Raw genomic sequence first — 20,207 nt, 5'->3', positions numbered from 1 at the left:
TCCATTAGTCCAAGCGAACGGCGGCGTTGCGCCGATTAATTAAGTGCACTGTCACCGCTATTGATTACCCAGGATCGCCGCGATCGGGATCACCAACCAGCGCGAGACGCTCGTATTCTGGGACAGGACCATCGGCGAGCCGCTCGCCCCCGGGAATAACGGCGACAGTGCATTCGCCGATAGGAGGGCCGATGGCATTGGCCAAGCATTAAATGTACTGCCGTCAAATGTACTGCCGTCGCAATTTCAATGCGCTATTTAAGTAAGAGACGGGATTGCCCCTCGCTTCAAGGAGCGGGTTGGCCTGGCGGAAACACCACCGGGTCATGCCGATACCGTCCGGGGTATAGATAGGGGTTCATTGGCTATCCCGCCGGGCCTCGCTAGACGACGCCCCATCGAATCATGTTCGGAGGGGCGCTTGCGGAAAATTCATCGGGGCCTGTCGGTCGTCATTCTGGCCAGCCTCGGCGCTTTTGCGACCGGCGCAGCCGCCCAGGAGGCGACGTCCGTGCCCTTCCCTTCCCGCCTTGCCCGGGTGATTGCGCCTTTGAACGTCAATCCGGACGGCTTCTCAGGCGCAGGCGCGGTCATCCTGTCCGAGGCCCTCGCCGCAAGCCGCTATGTCCTGATCGGCGAGAGCCACATGACCCGCGAGATCCCGGCGTTCACCACCCAGATCTGCCGCCTGATGGCGCCCGCCGGCCTGACCGCTATGGCAGTCGAGACCGGCCCGGAAGCCGCCCGCATTGTCGATGCCGCCATGCGATCGGAAGACCGCGAAGCCCGGATCGACAAATTCTTGCGCGCGCATCCGAACGGTATCGCCTTCTTCAACGGACGGGATGAAGTCCGGATGGCAGGCGATTGCGCCGCCGCCGCCGGGCCGGATTTCCGGTTATGGGGACTAGACCAGGAGTTCCTCGGATCCAGCGGCCCTCTGCTTCAGGAAATGCTGGCCTCCAGGCCAGGCCCCCTCGCCCGTGCCGCCCTGGCCGATCTGGCGGAGAAGGATCGGAAAGCGACTGTCGCTGCGCTCGCATCGGGATCGCCCGGCGACCTTTTCCTGCTCTCGGCCACTCAGGACGATCTTGACCGGGCCGCCGCCGCGGTCATGCGGGATGGCGGGGAACGCGTCCGCTATCTGTTCGGCCTGCTGGAGGAGAGCCGCGCCATCTATCAGGCGTGGCAGGCGCGCAAGGGTGATCCCAAGGGACGCCGCGCGCGGCTGATGAAGCGCACGCTCGCCACCCATCTCGCCGCAAATCCCGGCGCGAGGGTCCTGATGAAGTTCGGCGCCATACATGCCTACAAGTCGATCAATCCGCTCAGTCAGCGCGACCTCGGCGCCTATGTGGCCGAGCGTGCCGAAGGCGAAGGCGTCTCGGCTCTGCACATCATGGTGCTGGGGGCGAGGGGTTCGGAGGCCAGCTATGCCGGCGTCGGGCGGCCCGCCACCGTGCGCTCCTTCGACATGAAAAGCGAAGACCCGGACTGGCGCAAGGATGTCACCCTCGCGCAGCCGGCTGGCGCCGCGCCAGGATCGTGGATGCTGGTGGATCTCCGAACGCTCAGGAGCGAGGGCCTTGCGTCCGCACCGCCGGAATGGCGTGAACTGGCCTTAGGCTACGATATCGCCATTCTGGCCCCGACACTCAGCGCAACCAGCGTGCTCGGTGTCGAGTAGCTGGCGACGCGCTCAGCGGTCGTTCACTACCGCTGAAGGGATGACCTCTTTCGGGAAACTCCGCTGGTTCATTGAACGGCAGTACCGGGGCGCGTAGCCGACGCGGCCAGGTTGTTAAAGCGTCGAAGGCTGAGATATCGGGTCAGCCGCGAGCGCGGCCGCTGCTCGTCGCGCTTCACCCCGGCGCTTTGCCCGCTGACCGTATAAGAACGTCCAAAGGCTGAGCGCCCCCATCGTGCCATAGCCGATGATCGGATTGACGATCAGATATGCCCGAATGCTCAGCAGGAACACCAGCGCAATCGATATTGCGACGTCGGCAAGCAAGCCCAGCCCCCATACCAACGTCATGATCATCATCGTCCGACGAAAGCCGGCATGGACCTGAAGCGCCTCAAATTGCAGCGCCTCATCTTCGGATTTGCGCCGCATACTCGCGCGCGCCAATTCGTAAATTAGCGGCTTGCCGATCAGCGCAGAGCCGAGGAACGCCAAACCGATCACGCCCGTGACGAGTTTCTCCCGCAATTGAAGGAAGCGAACTCCGCCGCCGCCAAGCATAGCCAGCAGGGACAAAGCGATACCGCCTACCACCAGCACGGAGAGTGCATCGACCCGCCGGTGGCGCGTGAACTCTACCAGGCTCCACAAGATTGGCGGAACAGATGAGGCGAGCAACGCACGCACTTCACCCAAAGGCGCTTCCGCATAGTTGTAGATCGCAAACGGCAGAACGAAATTGACCAGGGCCTCGACGAGAATTTGACGGCCGTTCGTTCGAAGGTAGGCCGAGCTGCGGGCGATCGTTCCTGGCTTAGCGTCCACCGATACCTCCAGCCGGTTCCTAAGGCACGATAGGGGAACAGATAAAAGCCGCAAGATTGCGGACATCTCTTGGGCGACGGCTTAGAGGAACCGCTGCTTTCGAGCCATCAGCGCAACGCTTCCAACGGTTGAAACCAGGACGCAAAGCCGCGCCGCAGCTAGCGGCCAAATTCAGCCTCACAATCCAGCATCTTTGGATAATCGCCGGATAAGCGCGAAACCGCTCCCTACCGCCCATGATAAAAATCATAGACCTGCCGCGCCACGGTCGCCGAAACCCCCGGCGCTTTCTGCAGGTCCTCCAGGCTCGCATTACGCACCGCTCGCCCGGTACCGAAGTGCATCAGCAGCGCCTTCTTCCGCGCCGGGCCGATGCCCGGGACCTCGTCAAGCGGGCTGGCGCCGATCGCCTTGGCGCGCTTTGCGCGGTGGGCGCCGATGGCGAAGCGGTGGACTTCGTCGCGCAGGCGCTGGAGGTAGAACAGCACCGGCGCGTTGACCGGCAGCATGACTTCGCGGCCGTCCATCAGGTGGAACACTTCGCGCCCGTCGCGCCCGTGATGCGGGCCCTTGGCGACGCCGACCAGGCAGACAGTCCTCGATCCCGAGTTCCTCCAGCACGGCCTTGCGCCGCGTTGAGCTGGCCGCGACCGCCGTCGATCAGCACCAGATCTGGCCAGTTCGCCGCCATCGCGATCGGGGTCCTCGGCCTGGGCGCGGGCGAAGCGGCGGCTGAACACCTCGCGCATCATGCCGAAATCGTCGCCCGGGATGGTCTTCGCGTCCCTGATGTTGAACTTGCGATACTGGCCCTTGCGGAATCCCTCCGGCCCGGCGACGACCATCGCGCCGAGGGCGTTGGTGCCCTGGATATGGCTGTTGTCGTAGATCTCGATCCGCTCGGGCGGCTCGGCCAGTTCGAACAGGTCGGCGACCTCGCGCAGCAGCTTCGCCTGGGTGGTGCTTTCGGCGAGGCGGCGGTCGAGCGCTTCCTCGGCATTGCGCTGCGCCTGATCGAGCAGGCGGCGGCGGGTGCCGCGCTGGGGGACGGAGATGGCGACCTTCGCCCCGGCCCGCTCGGCGAACGCCTCCTGCCAGCAGTTCGGCCTCCGGCAAGCTCGCGATCGACGCAGATGGTGCGCGGCGGGCGGCACCTCCTCATAGAATTGGGTGAGGAAGCTCGGCAGCACCTCGTCCTCGGGCACGTCGCTGGTGTGGGCGGGGAAGAAGCTGCGGTGGCCCCAGTTCTGGCCGCCGCGGATGAAGAAGGCCTGGATGCCGATCACGCCATTCTTGTTGGCGCAGCGCGAAGATGTCGGCGTCCCCTACCCCTTCGGCGTTGATCGCCTGGCTGCCCTGGATGAAGGTCAGCGCCTTCAGCCGGTCGCGCAGCATCGCGGCCAGCTCGAAGTCCATCGCCTCCGCCGCCTGCCGGCATCTGGCCTGCCGAGCTTGGTCTGCACGTGGTCGACTTGCCGGCGAGGAAGCCTTCGCGTCAGCGACCAGCTCGCCATAGCCCGCTGTCGACACGCGGCCGACGCAGGGCGCCGAGCAGCGCTTGATCTGGTAGAGCAGGCAGGGCCGGTCGCGCGTCTTGAAGAAGCTGTCGGTGCAACTCCGCAGCAGGAACAGTTTCTGCAGCGCGTTGAGCGTGGTGTTGACCGAGCCCGCGCTGGCGAAGGGGCCGTAATAATTGCCCTTGGCGCGGCGCGCGCCGCGATGCTTCTGGATGCGCGGGAAATCATGATCGGCGCGCAGCAGGATGAACGGGAAGCGATTTGTCGTCGCGCAGCAGCACATTGTAGGCGGGGCGATAGCGCTTGATCAGCTGCGCCTCGAGCAGCAGCGCCTCCGCCTCGTTATTGGTGGTGACGATGGTCATCGAGCGGGTCTGCGCGACCATGCGCTGCAGCCGCCGCGGCAGCCGCTCGACCTGGGTATAGTTGGTGACGCGGTTCTTCAGCGCGCGCGCCTTGCCGACATAGAGCACGTCGCCGCGCGCATCCTGCATGCGATAGACGCCCGGGCTTGCGCGGGCAGGGTCTGCAGCACGTTGCGGATCGCCGCGACGCCCGCCTCCAGATCGGGCGCATCGGCTGCCGCGGACGAGCGAAGGTGGCCTTTCTCCTCGTTGAAGCGATCGGGGGCATTGGGCGTGGACATCGTCCCTCCAGTTAGGACTCCGGCGCGCCCGCAACAACGGCTATATCCCGATCGGGGCAAAGGAGGCGGATATGCGGATCGATGGCAAGACGGCAGTGGTGACTGGCGGCAGCGACGGGATCGGCCTGGAGATCGCGCGGCACCTGAAGGCGGCGGGCGCCGGAGTGATCGTCGTCGGACGCGATCCGGGGCGGCTGGCGGCGGCACTCGCCGAGGGCTTCGATACGATCACCGGCGACCTTTCGAACGCCGCGGGATGCGATACGCTGGTCGCGACACTGGCGGGCCGGCCGATCGACATCCTGGTCAACAATGCGGGCATGGGGGCGACCTTCGACGTGAACGCGCCGTTCGACCTCGCCGAGATCGACCGCTGCATCTATCTCAACGTCAATGCGCCGATCCGGCTGATCGCTGGCCTGCTCGACGGATTGCGCGCCCGGCCCGAGGCGATGATCGTCAACGTCACCTCAGGACTGGCGATCGCGCCCAGCGCGAAGGGGCCGGTCTATTGCGGCACCAAGGCCGGTCTCAGGAGCTTCACCATGGCGCTGCGCGCGCAGCTTGCCGGGACCCGGGTGCATGTGCTGGAGGCGCTGCCGCCGGTGGTCGAGACCCGGATGACCGAGGCCAATCCCCACAGCAAGATGCCGGCGCCCGAATGCGGGCGGCAGATCGTGGCGGCGATGCAGGCGGGGCGTAAACAGGCGAATGTCGGCATGACCGCCCTGCTCAACGCCGTCTATAATGTCTCACCCGCCATCGCACGGCGGGTGATGATCCGGTACTGATTCGGCGTCGGCTTATTTCAGCGCGGCGAGATCGGCCTTCATCTTGGCCATCTGCGCATCGGTGATCGCGCCGTTCGACAGGGGCTGGACAGCGGCGAGCGACAGGCCCTTGAACTGATCGTACGCCGGGTGACCGGTGATGCCGGGGAAATTCGCGTCGAGCGCCGCCTTGCCGGCAGGATCGGCGGCGATCGTCTCGATCGGGGTATCGAGCGTGAGCTTTCCCGCGGGCGTGGCATCGGCCGTTGCCGCTGGCGCGGCGGCCGGGGCCGCGGGGGCAGTCTGGGCCAGCGCGGGCGTGGCCGTCATGGCGAACAGGGCAACGGAAAGGGCGGCAAGCTTCATGGGATTCTCTCTCCAGGAGGGGGAGGCACGCGACTCGGTGCCCCGGCCCGGATGTAGCCCGGATCGAGACACCGTGAAACGACAGGAGAGCTGCCCGAAGGCAGGATTAGTTCAGGCGCCCGAGACCTGCGATGGTCTGATCGACCAGGGGCTTGTCAGCCTTTGCATCATGCCTTTCGGCGATGATCGCGGCGGCCGCACGGGTGGCGGCGTCGGCCGCCGTGGCGCGGACCTCGGCGATCGCGGCGCGCTCGGCGGCGGCGATCTTGTCCTCGGCCATCTTGCGGCGGCGGGTGACAAGGTCGGCTGAATCGCTTTCGGCCTTGGCGATCAGCTGCTTCGCCTCAGCCTCGGCATGGGCGATGATCGCGGCGGCGTCACCGGCGCTCGCCGCATTGCGCTTCTTCGCCTCGGCGAGCTGCGCCTCGGCCTCGGCACGGAGGCGCGACGCCTCCTCGAGCTGGGTGCGGATCGTGGCGATCCGCCCGTCCAGCATGCCGGCGATCATCGCCGGTACTTTCTTCCAGATGATCAGGCCGATGACGACCAGCATCGACAGCGCGACGAAACCGGGCGCGCTGATGCCCAGCGCCGTGGGCTCGTGATGCAACTCGGTCGTGCCTGTGGCCATCGTGAGACTCTCGTGATGCGCGTCAGCCATGCGCCAGTTCCGCCTTCACTTGCTGTTCGATCGCAGCGCGATCGACCGCCACGCCCGAAAGCTTGGCGACGATATCCTGCACCGCATCGACGGTCGCCGTCTCGATCTCGGCCATGGCCGTGGTCTTGGCGGTGCCGATCCGGGCCGTGGCGCTGACGAGTTCCTCGGCCATGGCCGCGTCGCCCGTCTTCACCCTGGTCTCGGCCGTGGCCGAAGCCTTGGCCTTTGCCTCCGTCACCGAGCGCAGAGCCTGGGACCGGGCCGAGTCGAGCCCGGTCTGATACTCAAGCTCCGACGCGCGGGCGGCGGCATCCGCGGCCTCAGCCGCGGCGAGGTCTCCGCCGATCTTCGCGTTACGATCATCGATCGTCCGCTCGATCTTCGGGACCATCGCCTTGCCGATCCCGAAATAGATCAGGGCGAATACGATCGCGAGCCAGAATAGCTGCGACGCGTAGATCTCTCCGATTTGGGATAGCTGCGGCATTGAGGTCGCTCTTCGCTTACTTGACGACGAAGAGGATGAGGATCGCGACGACGAACGCGATCAGGCCGAGCAGCTCGGATGCCGCGAAGCCGATGAACAGGCGGCCCTGCTGGCCGTCTGCCGCGCCCGGATTGCGCAGCGCGCCTTCGAGGAACGAGCCGAACACGTTGCCCACGCCGAGCGCGGCCAGGCCAACGCCGATCGCCGCGAGGCCGGCACCGATGTACATTGCACCAAGATCAGTCATGATAAGCTCCTTAGGGATACGATAATTAAGGGACGAAATGCGGGTGACTTAGTGCAGGTGCACCGCGTCGTTGAGGTAAAGCGAGGTCAGCAGCGCGAACACATAAGCCTGGATCGCGCACACCAGCAGCTCAAGCGCGCTGACGCCGACGATCATGACGAAGCTGAGGATGCTGACGACGATGCCGAGGCCGCCGCCGGCGTTCAGGCCCTGCACCACGAAGCTGCCGAACACTTCGAGCAGGATGTGGCCGGCCGTCATCGCGACGAACAGTCGCAGGCCGAGGCTGAACGGGCGGACCATGAACGACACGAACTCGACCGGGATGATGACGGGCATCAGCCAGCCGGGCGCGCCGTGCGGCACGAACAGCGAGAAGAAGTGCAGGCCATGGCGCCAGAAGCCGACCGCGAGCACGATGCCGAACGACAGGAACGCCAGCACCGCGGTGACGGTGATGTGGCTGGTCACGGCGAAAGTGTGGAGGCCCGGGACGATCGCCAGCGGCAGCACGCCGACCAGGTTCGCGAACAGGATGAACATGAAGATCGAGAAGATATAGGGCGCGAACTTCTTGCCTTCAGGCCCGATGTTCACCTGCATCATGTTGTCGATGAAACCGACGACCGATTCAGCGGCGACCTGCCACCGGCCGGGCACCAGCTGGCGCTTCATGCCGCCCCACATGAACAGGAACAGCAGCGCGAACACGACGACCATGAACAGCGCCGAGTTCGTGAAGGAAATATCGTATCCGAACAGGTCGATATGACGGCCGAGCACAGGCTCGACCATGAACTGTTCCATCGGGTCTATTTTACCGGCCACGATCGCCTTACCCTTGTGCGTTGCTGTCGGAAGCGACGGTCATTCCGCGCGCTCCTTCGAGATCTTGTAGATATTGCGGCCCGCCGCGACGATGGCGAGCACGAGGAAGATGAGCAGCAGCCAGTGGCCGGTGCCCAGCCAGGAATCAAGCGCCCAGCCGAGCAGCGCGCCGCCCGCCGGAACGCCGATCATCTCCGCGAGCACGCGCGATCCCTGACCATAGCCCCTGGCAGGCTTCGCAGCGTTATTCCCGGCAGTACGCGCCTCTTCCACCGCACGCGCCTTCGCGATGCGGCTTTCAAGGTCATCGTTCTGGCGGTCGTCGGCCAACGCGAAAGCATCCTGATAAGAAAACGCCGCCGGGCTTGCGCACGGCGACGGATAAACATGGGGCAGGCCCCCGTTGCGGCGCCCGTTTAGGAAAGGGGTCGGCCTGAGTCAACCTTGGTGACACAGTCACAGGCAGCCCCGTCGACGCCGCCTTTATCGGACGCGCGGCCGGTGTGGCCCCTCTCCCGCGCACGGGAGAGGGAAGACGTCACACGCAGCGGGAATCACGCTCCGGCGGTCCGGCGCCGCGGGTCGCCCAGTTGCCCGAGGGCGTCTTGTACTTCTCGCCAGGCGATGTCTGCAGGATCAGGTTGCAGCCGCTGACGAACGCCATCTGCTCGACCGTGGCCCCCGCGGCCGCGCTCTGGGTGTATTTCGCCTTGCGCTGGATGTTGATGTTGTTGACCAGCGCGCGCAGTTCAGCCGTGCCGCCGCCGACGATGCCAAGATAACCGTCGGGCTGCTCGCCGACCTGGCCGCCGGAACGCGCGGCCTGATAGGCAGGGTCGCGCTGCGCATAGGCGGCCGTGGCAAGGCCCGCGATCCCGAGAGCCGCTGCGATCGTGGTGAGTTTCATCATCTTCTTCATCAGAAAATACCCGGATTCTGCTGGATCAACGTCTTCGCCTCGCCATCGAGCCGATAGACCACTTCCTGCGTCACGTTGATGTTGAGATTGATCTCGATCGGCTTGTCCGGAGCGGTCACGTTGATGCAGCCGCTTGTCGCGGTGCTGGCGCCCAGGGCGACGATCGATAGCATTCTCTTCATCCCGTACCTCGTCGGTCTCCACTTTCGTTTCGTCAATCCTGTTTCGGTCATGGCAGTTTCTCGCTTTCGGCAGGCTGAATGGGCTTGATGGGCGGCGGAGTGGTGGCCGGCGGCGCGGCGCGCTTGCGCTGCTCCTCGAGCAGGGCGGGCAGATTGCGCTGGATGAGGCGCCTCGGATCATAGAAGGACGCGGCCGAATCGATCAGCCCGCGGAAGGGCGCCTTGATCCGGACGTTGAAGATGAAAGGCAGCTTCTGCAGCCGGTCGATGACGAAGTTGCGCTTCGCTCCCTCGCCCTGGCCGATCCCGGCGAAGCGCACCTCGGTGACCATCTCACCCGCCAGCGGGCCGTTCATCACCAGTTCCAGATAGCGGTAGCGCAGCGATTTCAGCGCCTGGAAGGCGAGATTGCCCCACATGCCGACATCCTTCTGGCTGATCTCGCCGACATAAGCGAGCGTGCCGCCGCCGACGCGCACGGTCAGCCGCCCATTTTCGATCCGGCCGCCCTGCTCGTCGAACACCATCGGCAAGGTGCCGTCGAAGATGCCGGTGGCGTTGAGATTCTTGAAGTCGAACTGCTGGAGGAACTGGCCCGCGTCCATGCTGGTCACGGTGAAGGTCATGCGGCGCGCGATCTTCTGCCCGAAGTCGAGCATGGTCGGCTCCAGCACCAGCGCCCCGCCGGCAAAGGGCCACCGCCCGTCCTCGACCTGAACCCGCGTTCCGGCGAGCAACCGATAGCGGATCGTGCCATCATTGACCGCGATGCCGGGATTGATCGTCTTGATCGTCGCGATCTGGCCGGGCCCGGTTTCAAGATTGAGCAGGTCGGTGAAGCGGATTTCCCCCGCTATGCCGGTCACCGGGCCGAACGCGGCCGCGAGATCAGTGCCGGGCGTGCGGAACACGCCATCACTGGTCACGCCATCAGCATTCCAGCGGATATGCCCCTCCCCCGACACGGTTCCGACGACATTGGCGATCACGCCAAAGGTCAGCGGCGTGATCTGATCGGGCTGAAGCGCCTCGCCAAAGGCAATGCCGGGCACGGTCAGGTCGGCATGGCCACCGCCGGTCGACAGATCATGCTCGATCGCGACGCCGCTGATCAAAACGCCCTTGACCGGCGTCACCAGCCGGCCGGTGACGGTAATTCGGTTGTCCGCGAGCCGGAGCGCGACATCGCGGGCGGCAAGGCCGTTGAAGCGTGGCGAAGCGGCTGCATCGGCGACGCGGAGGGAGCCGCCACTGAGATCGAGCGCGCCTTTGGCGAAGGTCCAGGGCCCGACCGCCTCCGACATCAGCAGCGGCACATTCGCGATCCGGCCCGAGCCGGCCTCGATCGTCCCGGCCATGGCACCGCCCGAAAAACCGCCCTCGATCCGCCCGAAGGCAAGCTGGGTGACCCGATCCGACTCACCGATGCGGAGATCGACGTCATGCAGGTCGATATGAGAGTCACGAAGCCGCAGCATCAGATTGGCCGAGGACAGCGCCAGCGGCGATTTGCCGATCGCTCCCGACAGGGTCAGCGCGCCGGATTGCACGCCGCCGCCTGCTCGCCCTCCATCAAGGCGGAACATCGCGCCGTCGACCGGGCAAAGCGTGACGGCCGCCGGGCGCAGCCTGAAGCTCGACACGGCGAGCGCGCCGATCGACAGCGGCGCGCAGGTGCGGTTGATCTGGAGCCGGTCGTGGCCGTCCCACAGGCCCGTCACCGGCATGACGAGATTGTCGACACGGCCGTCGCCAAGCGGCCCCGACAGCGTGATGCGCGTCGAGAGCCGGGTGGCCCCGCCGGGCGTGGCCGCGAAGCTGACCGGCGTAAGCAACAGGCGCGCATTGCCGGCGGCATAAGGCTGGACAGTCGCGGTGCCGGTCACCGGCCCGCCCGCGCGCGCCTGCATGATCCTGACCGTCGCGCCGGGCAGGTTGCCGCCGCCGATATCGACCGAACCGTCGAATCGAATGCCCCCGGCCGGCCAGGCATAGCCGATGCCGGCCCCCTCCCCGATCGTGGCCCAGGCACCGGATGCCGTGGCGAGTTGCAGCCGCGAAACTTTCGCCTCGCCATGGCCACCGTTCAGCGAGACGGCGATCGTCGCCTCGAGATCGGCAGACTGCGCCGCGGCGACCGAGGCATCGACTGCTTTGCGGAAAAGCGGGGCGACCGGCGTGCCGTCGCCCATGCCCCGATAGGAGGCGAGCCGGGCGCGCATCAGCCGGCCCATCAGGGCGTGACGTGCGCCGATCTTGCCGTCGAACCCGATGCCCCCCTTCCCAAAGCGATATGCCCCGGCAATCGTCGTCGCGTCGGCGGCAACGCCGCGAACCGCCGCGACGCCCGATTTCAGGTCAAGCTTGCCGGCCGTGCCATCGGCCCTGCCGGCAAAATCGATCGTACCGCCAAGAGCATGAATCTCGGCGACGGGATGCCGAACCTTCGCCAGGGCAAGCTTCGCGGTGCCGCGCCATCCATCAAGCGCCTGATCGAGCGTTACCGCGACATCAGCCCCGGCATCGGTCACCTTCGCGCCAGCGCAGTCAAGCGCGGCGGCATGGACTGGCCCGCGCAACGATGGCCCCGCGCCTGCGATTCGCACCGCCAGCACGGCGGTCGCCGGGCCGCTGACGCAGCCCCCCAGATCGAGCCGCTCCGCGATCGCCGCGACCTGGCCGGTAAAGCCGTTGTCGAGCCTCCCCCGTCCGCTCAGCTTGAGCCCAACCACACCCTGCGGGGCGACGAACCTGACTCGCACATCCTCCATATCGACATCGAGTGCGGGCAGCGCGAACGGTTTCCCCTTCCCCGAGGAGGCGGGCATGAACTTGTCGAGCGCACCGAGCGACACTTTACCGCCGACCAGTCGGGCATTCATCCTGACATGACCGGCACGGACCGCGGTGACGGCCGCACCGGACAGGCCGATGCTGGTGCGCAGTTCGATCCAGTCCGCGACGAGATCGGGATGAGCCTGATCGCCGATCATCACATCGGTGAGCCGCTGACGGTCAAAGCCGAGATCGGCGATACGGTAGCGCGCGGGTACGCCGTAGCCAGTGAGCGCCTTGTCGATATAGCTGGCGGCGATCGGCTTGCGCTGAGTCCACAATGCGATCAGTCCGCCCAGCAGCACGAGCGCGACGACAAGCGCGACCCGACGGGTGCGCTGCCAGCGGGGCCTGTCTTCAACCGATTCGTCCAGACTCACGCCGCTCGCCACTCCCGGTTGCGGCACAAGGCACGCGCGTTTCGATCATAGGGCACCAGCAAGCACGCGCAATTGCGCGTCGCCACCCCCCGCACTAATCCTCCAATGGCGATGAGCGTTCCCGAACCAGACAATAGCGGCCACCGAGCCCGCCTGCGCAAGCGGCTCAACGAGGGCGGATCGGATGCGCTGCTCGATCATGAGCTGATCGAATATCTGCTCGCTTTGGCGATTCCCCGTCGAGACACAAAACCGCTCGCGAAAGCCCTGCTGGCCGAGTTCGGCGGGATCGGCGGGTTGCTGACCGCCGAACCGGAAGCGCTCGCACGCATCAAAGGCATGGGCGAGACATCGATCGCGGCAATCAAGATCGCCCACGCGACGGCCCTGAGGCTGGTGCGCGCCGAAGTCGCCGAGCGCCCGGTGCTGTCCAACTGGCAGGCGCTGCTCGACTATCTCCGCGCCGACATGGCGCATCACGTCAACGAGCGCGTCCGCGTGCTCCACCTCAACACGAAGAACATGCTGATCCGCGACGAGCTGATGAGCGAGGGGTCGATCGACGAAGCGGCGGTATATGTCCGTGAGGTGATCCGGCGGGCGATGGACCTGGGATCGGCGGCGATCATCCTGGTCCATAATCATCCCAGCGGCGATCCCTCGCCCAGCCGCGCCGATATCGAGGTGACGCGCAACATCACCGAAGCCGGCAAGCGCATGGGCATCGCGGTGCACGATCACATCATCATGGGCACCAGCGGCCATTCGAGCCTGCGCGCGCTTGGCTTGATTTAGCAGCGAAGCCGATGACCGGCCGGAGCGATTGATCCGAACCAGCCGCCTCCTTTGATGCCTGGACATCATGGGAGCAAACCCGAGGTCAAAGGGCCTCGGCGACGTAATTCGCGCGCAATGCCCTGAAACAAATACGGAACAGGTGACGATTGACTTCACCTCGGACGGGGCGTATCGACGAATTACGGCAGCCGAGGCAGTCTTTGTGACCCAGCAATTCGCGCCCAGTCGTCCACGCCTCGGGACAGAGGCATAGGACCAGCCCCGCAGAGGGGCACCCCAGAAATCGCCCATAGAGGGCAAAGCAACTGCCGGACGCGGCATAGAAGCAATAGCGGGCCCGCGATTGTTGGGAGATTGGCCGTGAAGCCAAAACTCAATATCGCAATAAAGCTGGATCTTACGGCTATCGTGCTGGCCGTGATCCTGATCCTGTCTAAGCACCTCTGACAATAGGTGGCCGGGGAGAAATCCCCGGCTGCTTCGAGCCGCTCGCGACCTCTGGACTGTCATGATGTGAGCAGCTTTCTTGTTCCGATAAGAGAACGAAATGCCCCACCTGTTCGATCTCAAGGTGATATCAAGGTGACGTGGTCATGTTCAAATCAGGCACTAGCTTGCTGTTCGCCCGTCAGGTGGGAGCCCTGTAGCGATAGGCTCGAAGTGGTTCGCTCGCCGCTTTCACGTCATCGGCGTGACCTAACAAATGCTCTGTTGTGACAAGCCCGCCTTCTGAAAAATCCTTACCGCCCTTCTTCAATCCAATATCGCTCCACGATGCGGCCAACGCTCCATCGTCACCGACAATAACCCCATATTGGCCGTGAACAATTAAATTACGCTCCTTCGCCAACTCCACCAATCGCACGGCAGCAGCCACCAGATTGGATCTTTCGACAATATTCGTCTTTTCCACGCGACTTTTGAACAGTTCCAGTCGACTTACACCGGCGTTGCACGCTCTGAGTATTTGCGCATCTTCGGACATCGCAAAATCCAGCAGCAAAATGTCATGCATCACTCGATCAACGGATGACCATCTTACAGCGATCGTTCCAATCGCTTGCAGATGTTCCGGAAAAAGCTCGATCATCAAAGCCATCAGTCGCTCCGGCTACAGGCACTCACCCCCCGATAGCACAGCGAAACGATTCGTTCAGAATGCGGTTAAAAGCACGTATTTTCAAATATATCTCTTTTTATATTCCCATTTTTATCTTCACACAAAAAACATGCTGATCCCCAACAAGCTGATGAGCGAGGGATAGATTGACGAAGCTGCGATGCATGTCCACGAGGTGATCCAACCGGCGATGGACCTTGGATCGGCGGCGACCATCTTGGTTCATAATCATCCCAACGACGCCCCCTCCCCCAGCCGCGCCGATATCAAGGTGACGCTCAACATCATGGAAGCCAACAAGCGTGCGCTGGGCTTGATGCAAACCGGGACTGATCTGAACGCCAAACGGCCGCCGGACCCAAAAGTCCGGCGGCCGCCCCGGAGGGACCGGGTGTCCCGTCGAGATTGTTTACGAGCCCTTGGTCAGGAACCCGGTCAACTCGGTCTTCGACAAGGCCTTGTTCTTGTCGGTGTCAGCGCTGGCGAACGCCTGGTCGACCCAAGCCTTGGTAGCGGCGCTGTCCGCCTTGGTAGTCGGATCGCTCGCCGTCTTCAGGGCAACCATCCAGGCGCTGAACTCAGCCTCGTTCAACGAGCCGTTCGAGTCCTTGTCGTAGCTCGGGAACTCCGTGCTCACCACCTGCGCAATCTGATCCGCCTTGGTCACCGACTGCGCCGCGGCGGTTTGGGCAGGAGCCGCCGCCGGATCGGCCGGTGCCGGCTGCGGCGTAGTCTGGGCCTGGGCAGTCTGAGCCTGAGCAGCCTGGGCCTCCTGTGGCGCGGCCTGATCGACCGCGGGGGTCACCGAACTCATCGCCTGATCGACCGGCGAAGCAGTCTGCGCGGGCGCCGCTTGCGTAACGGGCGCAGCCTGAGTCTCGGCGGGCTTATCCTGAGCAAGAACAGGAAACGAAATCGTCACGGCGCTTGCAAGAAGAATATATTTAAGCATGATTCTCTCCGTTGATTTTACTTCAAGAATTCGTGAATGACTGATTCCATCACCAATCAACACTTGATAGTATAACCCCTCGTCCATCGAGATGGTTCATTTTTTCTCGATTTGAAGCTTCACCCCGTCCCTGCTAACGCGCGCCTCATCGCGAGTCCGTTCAGGATTCGCGATGAACAGAAACCGGAATTTCAGGAACCGTTGCAATGGTGCCACGCTACTCACGCCCCGACATGGTCGCCATCTGGACGCCCGAAGCCCGTTTCCGCATCTGGTTCGAGATCGAGGCGCACGCCACCGATGCGCTCGCAGAACTGGGCGTGGTGCCCAAGGAAGCCGCCAAGGCGATCTGGGAAAAAGGCGCCTTCGAGGTCGACCGGATCGACGAGATCGAGCGCGAGACCAAGCATGACGTGATCGCGTTCCTGACCAATGTCGCCGAGCATGTCGGCCCCGAGGCGCGCTTCATGCACCAGGGCATGACCTCGTCGGACGTGCTCGATACCTGCCTGGCGGTGCAACTCGCCCGGGCCAGCGACATCCTGATCGCCGATATCGACGCGCTGCTCGCCGTGCTGAAACGCCGCGCGGTCGAACACAAGCTGACCCCGACGATCGGCCGCAGCCACGGTATCCATGCCGAGCCGGTGACCTTCGGCCTCAAGCTCGCCCAGGCCTATGCCGAGTTCGACCGCAACCGCGCGCGGCTGGTAGCGGCGCGGGCAGACGTCGCGACCTGCGCGATCTCCGGCGCGGTCGGCACCTTCGCCAATATCGACCCGTTCGTGGAAGCGCATGTCGCCGAGAAGCTAGGCCTGAGTGTCGAGCCGGTCTCGACCCAGGTAATCCCGCGTGACCGCCATGCGATGTTCTTCGCGACGCTGGGTGTGATCGCCAGCTCGATCGAGCGCCTCGCTACCGAAATCCGTCATCTGCAGCGCACCGAGGTGCTAGAGGCGGAAGAATATTTCTCGCCGGGGCAGAAGGGCTCCTCAGCGATGCCGCACAAGCGCAACCCGGTGCTGACCGAGAATCTGACCGGCCTCGCCCGCATGGTACGAGGTTATGTGACGCCTGCACTGGAGAATGTGGCACTGTGGCACGAACGCGACATCAGCCATTCGTCGGTCGAGCGCTATATCGGGCCTGACGCGACGATCACGCTCGACTTCGCGCTCGCCCGGCTGACCGGGGTGATGGACAAGCTGCTCGTCTATCCGGCGCGAATGGAGAAGAACCTGAACAAGATGGGTGGCCTCGTCCATTCGCAGCGCGTGCTGCTGGCGCTGACCCAGGCCGGCGTGAGCCGGGAGGATGCGTACCGGCTCGTCCAGCGCAACGCGATGAAGGTGTGGGAATCGGACGGCGAACTGTCGCTGCTCGAACTGCTCAAGGCCGATCCCGAGGTGACCGCGGCCCTGTCGCCCGAGGAAATCGAGGACAAGTTCGACCTTGGCTATCATCTGAAGCATGTCGACACGATCTTCGCGCGGGTGTTCGGCATCGACGCGTAACGATTGCATTTGCTGCAACTGCGAAGGCGCGTAATAATATTGCGCGCCGGCGCAACTATTCCCACCTGACCCGTGCCGGACTTTTCCGGCATCGGAGACCAAACCATGCCTTTCCTGGAAACCGTGGTCAGCAGCGTGCTGACACTCACGGCCCTGGTGCTGGTGGTCGAGGTCGTAAGCCTCTGAGCCATCGGCCCGCCCGCCCCTTGCAAAAGGGGCGGTCAGGGCGGCGGACCTGGCTGTTTCCGAAAAATCCGGATGGCGATTTGATTCGAGGCCTTGTCGCGCCTCTCAGACGTCAACGCCTGCCCCTCCCGCAAGCGGGAGGGGAAAGATCAACCCAGCGCGCTCTTCACCTTCTTGAAGAACCCCATGGTCTGGGGGCATTCTTCACCGGTTTCGGTCGCCCGGAACTGTTCGAGCAGATCGCGCTGCTTCGCGGTGAGCTTGGTCGGGGTTTCCACCTCGACGCGGATCACCAGGTCGCCGCGCCCCCGGCCTTGCAGGACGGGCATGCCAGCACCACGCTGGCGCAGTTCCCGGCCGCTCTGGGTGCCGGCCGGAATCTTGATCGTGTGGCGTTCGCCATCGGGACCGGGGATGCGAATCTCGCCGCCCAGGGACGCCGTGGTGAAGCTGATCGGCGCGCGGGCGAAGAGGGTCGTGCCCTCACGCTCGAACAGCGCATGCCGCAGCACGTGCAGGAAGATATAGAGATCGCCCGGAGGGGCGCCGCGCGCGCCCGCCTCGCCCTCGCCGGTCAGGCGAACGCGCGTGCCCTCGTCCACGCCGGGCGGGATGTTGACCGTGAGCGTCTTGGTCTTTTCGACGCGGCCCTCGCCCCGGCAATGGCCGCAGGGATCGGAGATGACCTGGCCAGCGCCGTGGCAACTGGGGCAGGTCCGCTCGACCACGAAGAAACCCTGCTGCGCCCGCACCTTGCCATGGCCGGCACAGGTGCCGCACGCCTTGGCGCTGGTGCCGGGATTGGCGCCGGTACCGTGGCACGAATCGCAGGCAGCGGATACGTCGACCGTGATCTCGGTCGACTTGCCGCGGAATGCGTCCTCAAGCGTGATCTCCATGTCGTAGCGAAGATCCGCACCACGGCGCTGACCGCGCGGGGCACGGCCACCGCCGCCCATGAATTCGCCGAAGATATTTTCGAAGATGTCGCTGAACGCGCCGAAATCCTGCGCACCGCCGCCGCCTGCACCCGCGCCGTTGCGGAAAGCCGCATGGCCGAACCGGTCATAGGCAGCGCGTTTCTGCGGATCCTTGAGGCAATCATAAGCCTCGCTGATCGCCTTGAAGCGCGATTCGCTGTCCTTGCACCCGTCATTCTTGTCCGGGTGATATTTCATCGCGAGCTTCCGATAGGACGCCTTCAGCGTCGCATCGTTCGCGGTGCGCTCACATTCGAGCAATTCGTAGAAATCGACTTCGGTGGTCATCTTGGGCCCCCGCCCTCCCCGTTACCCCTGCGGATCGCATCGCAGGAATAACGGGGGGAACGCAACAAGTTACGCCTTTGTATCGTCGACTTCCGAGAATTCGGCATCGACCACGTCCTCGGCAGGCGCCTCATGCGCCGCTTCGGCGGCAGCAGCCGGCGAAGCCTCTGACTGGGCCTGCTTCTCGTAGATCGCCTGACCGAGCTTCATCGCGACCTGCTGCAGGGCATTGGCCTGCTCGCGCATCGCCTCGGGATCGCCGCCTTCCACTGCCGTCTTGGCCGTGGCGATGGCGCCTTCGATCTCGGACTTGAGCGAAGCGTCGACCTTGTCGCCATTGTCGGCGAGCTGGCGCTCCGTCGTGTGGATCAGGCTGTCGAGCGTGTTCTTCGCCTCGGCCGCATCGCGGCGCTTCTTGTCCTCCTCGGCGAACTGCTCGGCATCGCGGACCATCTGGTCGATGTCGCGATCCGACAGGCCACCCGAGGCCTGGATGCGGATCTGCTGCTCCTTGCCGGTGCCCTTGTCCTTGGCGGACACGTTGACGATGCCGTTGGCGTCGATGTCGAACGTGACCTCGATCTGCGGCACGCCGCGCGGCGCCGACGGGATACCCACCAGATCGAACTGGCCGAGCATCTTGTTGTCGGCGGCCATTTCACGCTCGCCCTGGAAGACGCGGATCGTGACTGCCTGCTGATTGTCGTCAGCGGTCGAATAGACCTGCGACTTCTTGGTCGGGATCGTGGTGTTCCGGTCGATCATGCGGGTGAACACGCCACCCAGCGTCTCGATGCCCAGCGACAGCGGGGTCACGTCGAGCAGCAGCACGTCCTTCACGTCGCCCTGAAGCACGCCGGCCTGGATCGCGGCGCCCATCGCGACGACCTCGTCCGGGTTGACGCCCGAATGCGGCTCCTTGCCGAAGAAGTCCTTCACGATCTGGCGAACCTTGGGCATGCGCGTCATGCCGCCCACCAGGACGACTTCGGCGATGTCGGCCGCCTTGAGGCCCGCATCCTGCAGCGCCTTGCGGCACGGCTCAAGCGTGCGCTGGATCAGGTCCTCGACCAGCCGCTCCAGATCGGCGCGGGTGATCGTCTTGACCAGATGCTTCGGGCCGTTCTGGTCGGCGGTGATGAAGGGCAGGTTGACCTCGGTCGTGGCAGCCGAGCTGAGCTCGATCTTCGCCTTTTCCGCAGCTTCCTTGAGGCGCTGCAGGGCAAGCTTGTCCTTGGTCAGGTCGATGCCTTCGGCCTTGCGGAAATCTTCCGCGAGGAAACGCAGGATCTTGTCGTCGAAATCCTCGCCGCCGAGGAAGGTGTCGCCATTGGTGGCCTTCACCTCGAACACGCCGTCACCGATCTCGAGCACCGAGATGTCGAAGGTACCGCCGCCGAGATCGTAGACCGCGATCGTCTTGCCGTCCTGCTTGTCGAGGCCATAGGCGAGCGCCGCAGCCGTAGGCTCGTTGATGATACGCAGCACTTCGAGGCCAGCGATCTGGCCGGCGTCCTTGGTCGCCTGGCGCTGCGCGTCGTTGAAGTACGCAGGAACCGTGACGACCGCCTGGGTCACCGTCTCGCCGAGATAGGCCTCGGCGGTTTCCTTCATCTTCTGGAGCGTGAAGGCGGAAATCTGCGCGGGCGAATAATCCTTGCCGCCGGCCTGGACCCATGCGTCGCCGTTCGGCCCCTTCACGATGTGATAGGGAACCAGCTCGGTGTCCTTCTTGGTCACCGGATCGTCGAAGCGGCGGCCGATCAGGCGCTTCACCGCGAATACCGTATTCTCAGGGTTGGTCACCGCCTGGCGCTTTGCCGGCTGACCGATCAGCCGCTCGCCATCCTTGGCGAACGCAACGATCGACGGCGTGGTGCGCGCGCCTTCCGCATTCTCAATGACCTTGGGCTTGCCGCCTTCCATCACGGAAACGCAGCTGTTGGTAGTGCCCAGATCGATACCGATTACTTTAGCCATGGTCCTCTTCGGCCCCCGTCTTCTAAAAAATTGCCTCTC

Annotated in this window: 18 protein-coding genes and 2 pseudogenes; 5 read left to right on the top strand and 15 right to left on the bottom strand. The window is 64.4% G+C overall.

All coding sequences use genetic code 11. The features are described 5' to 3' along the window. Positions 1-421 precede the first annotated feature (421 nt). Positions 422-1,687 carry a hypothetical protein gene (locus P0Y59_01880; GenBank protein ID WEK00467.1) on the top strand — a complete coding sequence of 422 codons (1,266 nt, stop codon included), beginning with the start codon at positions 422-424 and terminating at the stop codon, positions 1,685-1,687. Positions 1,688-1,801: 114 nt separating this feature from the next. On the opposite strand, the gene P0Y59_01875 is transcribed toward P0Y59_01880, so the two are convergent. Next, positions 1,802-2,512 carry a hypothetical protein gene (locus P0Y59_01875; GenBank protein ID WEK00466.1) on the bottom strand — a complete coding sequence of 237 codons (711 nt, stop codon included), beginning with the start codon at positions 2,510-2,512 and terminating at the stop codon, positions 1,802-1,804. Between the two features lie 227 nt (positions 2,513-2,739). Beyond that, positions 2,740-4,675 (bottom strand): annotated as a pseudogene (gene uvrC / locus P0Y59_01870) (excinuclease ABC subunit UvrC). A gap of 71 nt (positions 4,676-4,746) precedes the next feature. Between uvrC and P0Y59_01865 the strand changes: the two are divergent. Further along, on the top strand, positions 4,747-5,466 hold the full coding sequence (locus P0Y59_01865) for an SDR family NAD(P)-dependent oxidoreductase (GenBank protein WEK00465.1): 720 nt from the start codon (positions 4,747-4,749) through the stop codon (positions 5,464-5,466). Positions 5,467-5,478: 12 nt separating this feature from the next. On the opposite strand, the gene P0Y59_01860 is transcribed toward P0Y59_01865, so the two are convergent. From P0Y59_01860 to P0Y59_01820, 9 genes are all read right to left on the bottom strand, one after another. Continuing rightward, positions 5,479-5,811, bottom strand: coding sequence for a hypothetical protein (locus tag P0Y59_01860; GenBank protein WEK00464.1), 333 nt, complete (start codon positions 5,809-5,811; stop codon positions 5,479-5,481). Between the two features lie 106 nt (positions 5,812-5,917). Then, positions 5,918-6,472, bottom strand: a complete 555-nt coding sequence (locus tag P0Y59_01855; protein WEK00463.1) for a hypothetical protein — start codon at positions 6,470-6,472, stop codon at positions 5,918-5,920. Beyond that, positions 6,465-6,959 carry an ATPase gene (locus P0Y59_01850; protein WEK00462.1) on the bottom strand — a complete coding sequence of 165 codons (495 nt, stop codon included), beginning with the start codon at positions 6,957-6,959 and terminating at the stop codon, positions 6,465-6,467. Before P0Y59_01850 ends, P0Y59_01855 begins: the two co-directional genes overlap by 8 nt. 16 nt (positions 6,960-6,975) lie before the next feature. Beyond that, positions 6,976-7,188, bottom strand: coding sequence for a F0F1 ATP synthase subunit C (locus tag P0Y59_01845; protein ID WEK02469.1), 213 nt, complete (start codon positions 7,186-7,188; stop codon positions 6,976-6,978). Between the two features lie 66 nt (positions 7,189-7,254). Beyond that, a complete protein-coding gene (locus P0Y59_01840; GenBank protein WEK02468.1) occupies positions 7,255-8,013 on the bottom strand; it encodes a F0F1 ATP synthase subunit A in 759 nt (252 codons plus the stop codon). A 60-nt stretch (positions 8,014-8,073) separates the two neighbouring features. Next, the gene (locus P0Y59_01835) at positions 8,074-8,364 is read right to left on the bottom strand and encodes an AtpZ/AtpI family protein (GenBank protein ID WEK00461.1); all 291 of its coding nucleotides are present in this window, start codon (positions 8,362-8,364) and stop codon (positions 8,074-8,076) included. A gap of 208 nt (positions 8,365-8,572) precedes the next feature. Next, positions 8,573-8,944, bottom strand: a complete 372-nt coding sequence (locus tag P0Y59_01830; protein WEK02467.1) for a YdbL family protein — start codon at positions 8,942-8,944, stop codon at positions 8,573-8,575. A gap of 8 nt (positions 8,945-8,952) precedes the next feature. Further along, positions 8,953-9,126 (bottom strand): YnbE family lipoprotein, encoded by a 174-nt coding sequence (locus P0Y59_01825; GenBank protein WEK02466.1) that lies wholly within the window; start codon positions 9,124-9,126, stop codon positions 8,953-8,955. A gap of 56 nt (positions 9,127-9,182) precedes the next feature. Then, positions 9,183-12,350: a YdbH domain-containing protein gene (locus P0Y59_01820; protein WEK00460.1), complete on the bottom strand. Its 3,168-nt coding sequence runs from the start codon at positions 12,348-12,350 to the stop codon at positions 9,183-9,185. 111 nt (positions 12,351-12,461) lie between these two features. Here P0Y59_01820 and radC point away from each other — a divergent pair, with 111 nt between their 5' ends. Next, complete coding sequence (gene radC, locus P0Y59_01815; GenBank protein WEK02465.1) at positions 12,462-13,145, top strand: DNA repair protein RadC; 684 nt, start codon at positions 12,462-12,464, stop codon at positions 13,143-13,145. A gap of 631 nt (positions 13,146-13,776) precedes the next feature. Here the strand turns inward: radC and P0Y59_01810 are convergent. Further along, positions 13,777-14,247 carry a hypothetical protein gene (locus tag P0Y59_01810; protein ID WEK00459.1) on the bottom strand — a complete coding sequence of 157 codons (471 nt, stop codon included), beginning with the start codon at positions 14,245-14,247 and terminating at the stop codon, positions 13,777-13,779. Between the two features lie 181 nt (positions 14,248-14,428). Between P0Y59_01810 and P0Y59_01805 the strand changes: the two are divergent. Then, positions 14,429-14,554 (top strand): annotated as a pseudogene (locus P0Y59_01805) (JAB domain-containing protein). Positions 14,555-14,677: 123 nt separating this feature from the next. Here P0Y59_01805 and P0Y59_01800 read toward each other — a convergent pair. Then, entirely contained in the window at positions 14,678-15,307 is a 630-nt protein-coding gene (locus P0Y59_01800; GenBank protein WEK00458.1) for an EF-hand domain-containing protein, read from the bottom strand. A gap of 119 nt (positions 15,308-15,426) precedes the next feature. Between P0Y59_01800 and purB the strand changes: the two genes are divergently transcribed. Then, positions 15,427-16,734: an adenylosuccinate lyase gene (gene purB, locus P0Y59_01795; GenBank protein WEK00457.1), complete on the top strand. Its 1,308-nt coding sequence runs from the start codon at positions 15,427-15,429 to the stop codon at positions 16,732-16,734. 335 nt (positions 16,735-17,069) lie between these two features. Here the strand turns inward: purB and dnaJ are convergent, their stop codons facing one another. Both dnaJ and dnaK read right to left on the bottom strand, forming a co-directional pair. Then, the gene (dnaJ, locus tag P0Y59_01790; protein ID WEK00456.1) at positions 17,070-18,188 is read right to left on the bottom strand and encodes a molecular chaperone DnaJ; all 1,119 of its coding nucleotides are present in this window, start codon (positions 18,186-18,188) and stop codon (positions 17,070-17,072) included. A gap of 69 nt (positions 18,189-18,257) precedes the next feature. After that, positions 18,258-20,168, bottom strand: a complete 1,911-nt coding sequence (dnaK, locus tag P0Y59_01785) for a molecular chaperone DnaK (protein WEK00455.1) — start codon at positions 20,166-20,168, stop codon at positions 18,258-18,260. Positions 20,169-20,207 lie beyond the last annotated feature (39 nt).

The sequence above is a fragment of the Candidatus Sphingomonas phytovorans genome, assembly GCA_029202385.1.
In the GTDB taxonomy this organism is placed as follows: domain Bacteria; phylum Pseudomonadota; class Alphaproteobacteria; order Sphingomonadales; family Sphingomonadaceae; genus Sphingomonas; species Sphingomonas phytovorans.
This window is presented reverse-complemented; position numbering and strand designations above follow the sequence as displayed.

What these genes read in the sequence shown, in the direction of transcription:
- radC (WEK02465.1), top strand. Translation starts at nt 12,462, where the DNA reads ATGAGCGTTCCCGAACCAGACAATAGCGGCCACCGAGCCCGCCTGCGC.
- P0Y59_01810 (WEK00459.1), bottom strand. Translation starts at nt 14,247, where the DNA reads ATGGCTTTGATGATCGAGCTTTTTCCGGAACATCTGCAAGCGATTGGA.
- purB (WEK00457.1), top strand. Translation starts at nt 15,427, where the DNA reads ATGGTGCCACGCTACTCACGCCCCGACATGGTCGCCATCTGGACGCCC.
- P0Y59_01825 (WEK02466.1), bottom strand. Translation starts at nt 9,126, where the DNA reads ATGCTATCGATCGTCGCCCTGGGCGCCAGCACCGCGACAAGCGGCTGC.
- P0Y59_01865 (WEK00465.1), top strand. Translation starts at nt 4,747, where the DNA reads ATGCGGATCGATGGCAAGACGGCAGTGGTGACTGGCGGCAGCGACGGG.
- dnaJ (WEK00456.1), bottom strand. Translation starts at nt 18,188, where the DNA reads ATGACCACCGAAGTCGATTTCTACGAATTGCTCGAATGTGAGCGCACC.
- P0Y59_01830 (WEK02467.1), bottom strand. Translation starts at nt 8,944, where the DNA reads ATGATGAAACTCACCACGATCGCAGCGGCTCTCGGGATCGCGGGCCTT.
- P0Y59_01845 (WEK02469.1), bottom strand. Translation starts at nt 7,188, where the DNA reads ATGTACATCGGTGCCGGCCTCGCGGCGATCGGCGTTGGCCTGGCCGCG.
- P0Y59_01855 (WEK00463.1), bottom strand. Translation starts at nt 6,472, where the DNA reads ATGGCTGACGCGCATCACGAGAGTCTCACGATGGCCACAGGCACGACC.
- P0Y59_01800 (WEK00458.1), bottom strand. Translation starts at nt 15,307, where the DNA reads ATGGACGAGGGGTTATACTATCAAGTGTTGATTGGTGATGGAATCAGT.
- P0Y59_01860 (WEK00464.1), bottom strand. Translation starts at nt 5,811, where the DNA reads ATGAAGCTTGCCGCCCTTTCCGTTGCCCTGTTCGCCATGACGGCCACG.
- P0Y59_01840 (WEK02468.1), bottom strand. Translation starts at nt 8,013, where the DNA reads ATGGAACAGTTCATGGTCGAGCCTGTGCTCGGCCGTCATATCGACCTG.
- P0Y59_01850 (WEK00462.1), bottom strand. Translation starts at nt 6,959, where the DNA reads ATGCCGCAGCTATCCCAAATCGGAGAGATCTACGCGTCGCAGCTATTC.
- dnaK (WEK00455.1), bottom strand. Translation starts at nt 20,168, where the DNA reads ATGGCTAAAGTAATCGGTATCGATCTGGGCACTACCAACAGCTGCGTT.